The organism is Actinoplanes sp. NPDC024001 (assembly GCF_040638955.1).
Taxonomy (GTDB): domain Bacteria; phylum Actinomycetota; class Actinomycetes; order Mycobacteriales; family Micromonosporaceae; genus Actinoplanes.
Window position 1 is genome coordinate 1 of the sequence record NZ_JBEZZB010000308.1, and the last position, 5,140, is coordinate 5,140.

General features: G+C 68.4%; 5 protein-coding genes. All 5 read left to right on the plus strand.

Going from position 1 to position 5,140, the window contains the following annotated elements; all coding sequences use genetic code 11:
- The first annotated feature begins 350 nt into the window (after window positions 1-350).
- A complete protein-coding gene (locus AB0F81_RS50225; protein WP_360211397.1) occupies window positions 351-767 on the plus strand; it encodes a PRC-barrel domain-containing protein in 417 nt (138 codons plus the stop codon).
- Between the two features lie 279 nt (window positions 768-1,046).
- Window positions 1,047-1,487, plus strand: a complete 441-nt coding sequence (locus AB0F81_RS50230) for a hypothetical protein (protein WP_360211399.1) — start codon at window positions 1,047-1,049, stop codon at window positions 1,485-1,487.
- Between the two features lie 111 nt (window positions 1,488-1,598).
- Entirely contained in the window at window positions 1,599-2,279 is a 681-nt protein-coding gene (locus AB0F81_RS50235) for a hypothetical protein (protein ID WP_360211401.1), read from the plus strand.
- A 142-nt stretch (window positions 2,280-2,421) separates the two neighbouring features.
- The gene (locus AB0F81_RS50240) at window positions 2,422-4,539 is read left to right on the plus strand and encodes an MMPL family transporter (protein WP_360211403.1); all 2,118 of its coding nucleotides are present in this window, start codon (window positions 2,422-2,424) and stop codon (window positions 4,537-4,539) included.
- A gap of 76 nt (window positions 4,540-4,615) precedes the next feature.
- Window positions 4,616-5,065, plus strand: a complete 450-nt coding sequence (locus AB0F81_RS50245) for an STAS domain-containing protein (RefSeq protein WP_360211405.1) — start codon at window positions 4,616-4,618, stop codon at window positions 5,063-5,065.
- Window positions 5,066-5,140 lie beyond the last annotated feature (75 nt).

Sequence of the window (5,140 nt, forward strand, 5' to 3'; positions counted from 1 at the left end):
TTCCTGCGCCTGGCGTGCGCTGTCATCTGCTACCGCCGCGCCGCCAAGCAGAACCTGTTGACCAGCAACCATCCCAAATGAGATGCGGTCTTAGCTCTGTCCTGCGGTGTCACCCCGTGCCGCGTCGCGGAACGACGGTGGCTGAGCACCTTCAACGCGAAGACAAGGCGCAGCGCGCGCACCGAGCGCACGATCGGCATCAGAACGGACGAACCGGTCGCCGGGCCCGTTGTCACGGAAGCGACAACTTTCTGTGCGGCAACCGCGAATCCCGCTCCCTAGCGTTGCGGACGGAACCGTAAATGGCATCCGTGATTCCCCGGCTCGTCGCCGGAGGGAATGGAGGAACCATGAACGTGGAATCCGGCACCTTGATGCGCCTGGGTGACAGCGATCAGACGCTTGCCGATCCGGCCGACGACATCCGTGGCTGTACCGTGCTGGATCGTGACGGCAACGAGATCGGCGAGGTCGACGACCTGTTGATCGATCCCGAACACCGGAAGGTCCGGCTGCTGCGCGTGGAACACGGCGGGCTGCTTGGCATCGGTGCGACACCGTTGTTCCTGCCGGTGGAGACCGTCGAGCGCGTGACCGATGAGGCGGTCGGTATCGACCGGTCCCGGGCGCAGGTGGCCGCCGCTCCGGGCTACGCCCCGGAACTCGTCGACCGCGACAAAGACCTCGCCAACCTCTACGGCTATTACGGCTACACGCCTTACTGGGCAGCCGGTTACCTGCCGTCGTCGCGTGGGTTCTTCAGCTGACGGCCCGCCGGGCCGGCACCGATAGCGTTTGTCCGGGATCACATCGGCAGATCTACAGCTTCACCGCAGGGCCACGGGCACGGGTTGACGGCCGCCACCGCCAGCCCGTGCCCGTCCGGCGTGACAGGGGCCGATGTGACGAAGCCGTGACAAGGTTCGGCTCGGTGTTTGCCAGCGATGTTCGCGGAAAACCGCAGGAAGGGTCCCGTTCAGCAGCGATACTCGACGGCTTGCCGGCGCACCGACGTCCTGGCGACCGCCGTGCGGAAGGAGAAGATCATGGGTTACGCCTTTCGCCGCGTTTCGGCACTGTGCTGTGCCGGATTGATGAGTTCAGTCACGAGTGGATGTGGCGACGGAACGGCCGAACGCGGCCTGCCGTCGACCGGCACAGCAGCATCGAGTCCCACGGTGCTGCCTGTGACCGGGGCTGACATCATCGGCGAGACCATCACGGCGAGCGGTACGGTCACCGACGTCATCGGTCCGACCTCCTTCGAGATGGACAGCCCCGGGTACGGTGACGGGTCGCTGCTCGTGCTGTGCGCTGAGAAACAGATCATTAGCCCCGGGCAAAAGGTCGAAGTGTCGGGCAGCCTGCAGATATTCAGCTACCGTGCCTACGCCGACGAGTACGCGCTTGTCGCCGATTCGCGGCGTTACGCCGAGTTCGAGACTGAGCCGTTTCTCGTGACCCTGCAAGCCCTCGATCTGCCGTGACCCGACCGGTTCGCACGGTGTAATCGAAGCGTCACGCAACCGGGTCGACTCTGTCGCGTCCGCTGGGAAGAAAGCAAGCACACAGCTTGCCCGCTCTCGGAGGCGATCGCCATGACAACCCGAATCCCCCCGATCCTCTGCCTCGGCCTGCTCCTCGGTATGGCCGGCGCCGCGTGTGGCGACACCGAGGACCCCACCAACGCCGATTCACTCCCCGCACCCGCCCCGTCGGTTTCTGCATCACCCACCACATCGGCGCAACCGGCCGACGTAGCGTGTGTGATCGGATCCTGGCGGGTCACCGGTGTCCGCGCCTCCGGTGCCTTCGGCACCACTTCCGGCAGGGTGGCCGGCGGCACCGGCGCGGTGATGACTGTCAACGGTGACGGCGTCACCGCGGTGGACTTCACCGGCTCCGAACCGGTGAGCTTCTCCGGCGAGTTCGGTAACACCGAGCTGAGCGGACAGATCCAGTACGCCGGATCGCTGCGGGCCGCCGTCCGTTTCGAGCAGCCCACCGGCGAGACGCCGGGAACCTGGCGGCCGCAGACGGGCACTGGTGACAACAGGTTGCGGGCCACCGTGAAACTCAGCGAACCGTTCGAGGTCACCCTGCTCGACGACGCCCCCGTCGGCGAACTGACCGGCACGGACCTGCCCCAGACCGGCGACGCCCTGGACGTGTTGCCGATCCTGCGCGGTGGCACCTACAGCTGCACCGCTGATGCCTTGCAGGTGCAGACGCGCCAGAACGGTCCCACAATGACCTGGCTGTTCAACCGCACCCGCTGACATCCATCGCCCGGGGACGAAGGTGAGAACCCACGCGAAGGGGCCGGCCGGACGCCGGCCTCGCGGCCTTGCCGCGGCCTACGCGCGCGCCGTCGTCCGCTGCCGTTGGCTGATCGTGTCGGTCTGGCTGCTGCTGGCTGTGGTGGCCGCCGGCTACCAACCGCCGAACCGGGGGAGCGGCGTGGAGGGCCTGATCTCGCTCGAGAACCCAGCGATCCAGACCGAGCTGGCGTCGTTCGCCCGCTTCAAGTTCCCGCTGCTGAGCCGTGTCGCCGTGGTGCAGCACCACCCGAGCGGTCTCACCCCGCTCACGCAGGCCGAGGCGGTCGCGCGGGCTGCCGCGGTCACCCAGGGCCAGTACGCCGATGCCGGTCCGATCCTCGGTGCGATACCCCTGACGAACACGGCCGGACTGTTCCCCGGCAGCCGGGAACGCGACACCACCATCCTGACGCTGCTGTTCATGCCGCCGAACGTCGGCCTGGGAACGCAGATCGCCGCCGCCCACCGCTTTGTCGACAACCACTTCGGGCCGGAGGACCACGTGATCGGCGTGACCGGCACGCTGCCGGCCCAGGTCGAACAAGGCCGCGTGGTCAGCCGTTCGGTACACACCGCCGAGATCGCCACCTTGGCGGCAGTCCTGCTGATCGTCGCGGTCGCCTTCCGGTCGGCGGTGGCACCGTTCGTCGCCTTGATCACGGCCGGAACCGCCGCTCTGATCCTGCTCGACGTGGCCGGCGTCCTCGGGTGGATGCTGCACGTCTCCGTCCCGCCCGAGGTCGCGCCGCTGCTCATCGCGTTGCTGCTGGGCGTCGTGACCGATTACGTGGTCTTCTACCTGGTCGCCATGCGACGGGCTCTCGCCGGTGGGCTTGACCGTCGCCGGGCGGCGACACGAGCGACCGAGGACACCACGACCATCGTGACCGTGGCCGGCCTGACAGTGGCGGCCGGGACCGGTGTGCTGCTGGTTGCCCGGTTCCCGTTGTTCCACGCCTTCGGGCCGGGCATGGCGCTGGCCGTACTCGTCGGCCTTCTGGCGGCCACGACGCTGGTGCCCGCTCTCATGGCGATCCTGGGACCGTACCTTTTCTGGCCCGGCGGGCACCGGCGACGCCTGAGCGTGCGGCACCGGGCGGCGCTGGCGCGCCGCGGCCGGCGGACACGGTGGCTGGTGCGGCCGCGCAACGCCGCGGTGATCCTGTGCGCAGGCACCGCGCTGCTGGCGCTCGCGGCGGTGCCCGTCCGCGACCTCAGCCTCGGCCTGTCCTTCGTCGGCTCGCTGCCGGCTGACAACGAGGTACGCCAGGCGGCGGACGCGGCGCGGCAAGGCTTCGCCGACGGCATCGTGTCACCCACCGTCGTGTTGGTGGAGAGACCCGGCGTGACGCGCGAGCGGGACGCGCTCGCCCGCCTGCAGGCGATGCTGGCCGCGCGGCCCGAGGTTGCCGGGGTGGTGGGGCCGGCTGATCAGCCTTTGCCGGACGAACTGGGATTGGTGCTGTCGCGCGATGGTGCGGCGGCACGCTTCCTGGTGGTTCTGGAAACCTCACCCTTGGGTGCCTCCGGGATCGCGGCGGTGTCGGCGTTGCAGAAGGATCTGCCAGGCCTGCTGGCGAGCGCGGGATTGTCCGGCGCGAGCGCCGGTGTTGGTGGAGACAGTGCCGTGGCCGCCGACGTCATGGCACGCACGACCGCCGACCTGAAACGGATCATCGTTGCGACGCTGGTGGTCAACCTGTTGATGCTGGTCCTGTTTCTGCGGGCGCTGATCGCACCGGTGCTGTTGCTGGCGCTCAATCTGCTCGGGCTGGCCGCGACGCTGGGCCTCAGCACGTGGTTGTTCGTCGACCTGCTCGGCGACGATGGGCTCACCTTCTATGTGCCCTTCGCGGCCGCGGTCCTGCTGGTCGCCCTCGGCTCCGACTACAACATCTTCACCGTCGGCCGGGTGTGGGACGAGGCACGCCGGCAGCCGATGCGGCAGGCGTTGATCATCGCGACGCCGGCATCGTCGCGGGCGGTGACCACAGCGGCGGTGGTCCTGGCGGTCAGCTTCGGTCTGCTGTTTCTGATTCCGTTGCAGCCGTTCCAGGAACTCGCGTTCACCATGGCGGTGGGAGTGCTGGTGGACGCCGTGCTGATCCGCTCTCTGCTAATGCCCGCGCTGCTGGCACTGCTGGGCCCGCTCAGCGGCTGGCCCAGCAAACGCCTGCTTGGTGGGCAGCCGGCCGCCGTCGTAGCTGATCGTCACTGAAGCTTCACAGCATTGGACCGCAAGCGCCATGCCCACGGACGAGCATGGGACATGACGGCGAAATCGGAGGTGTGCCATGGGCGCGGCCGTGCTGAACGTCGCCGCAGCGCAGTGGTCGGTGCGCAGCGCCTATCCGGCGGGCCCGACGGTGCTGCGGATCCAAGGCGATCTGGACGCCGAAGTGGCGCCGGCGCTGCAGACGTGCCTGGAGGGCGGACTCGAGCGGGCTGCGGACGTCCTCGTGGATCTGTCCGACGTCTCCCTGATCGACTGTGTCTGCCTAGGTGTGCTGCTTCGCGCCCATCACCGGGCACGCTCCCTCGGGCTGCTGCTCGCGCTCGCGGCGCCGTCACCGTCGGTGCAGCGAACCCTCGCCGCCACCCGAGTCGACCGAGCGCTGCACATCACCTGCGAGGTCGCTCCAGCAGTGGTCGCGCTGCGCCGGCATGCCTTGGAACATATGTGGCCTGAGCGGCTGTGCCGGCGCACCCGCGACGTCAAGGCGCCTGGGCCTGCCCCGTTTTGACGGACATCCAAGATCAGGGGACCTGGGGTCTCCGGGAGGATGTCCAGCATCATGGAGAGTGTGGGAAAGAAGCGA

Coding starts and splice junctions, on each gene's coding strand:
- AB0F81_RS50225 (WP_360211397.1), top strand. CDS start 351: ATGAACGTGGAATCCGGCACCTTGATGCGCCTGGGTGACAGCGATCAG.
- AB0F81_RS50245 (WP_360211405.1), top strand. CDS start 4,616: ATGGGCGCGGCCGTGCTGAACGTCGCCGCAGCGCAGTGGTCGGTGCGC.
- AB0F81_RS50235 (WP_360211401.1), top strand. CDS start 1,599: ATGACAACCCGAATCCCCCCGATCCTCTGCCTCGGCCTGCTCCTCGGT.
- AB0F81_RS50230 (WP_360211399.1), top strand. CDS start 1,047: ATGGGTTACGCCTTTCGCCGCGTTTCGGCACTGTGCTGTGCCGGATTG.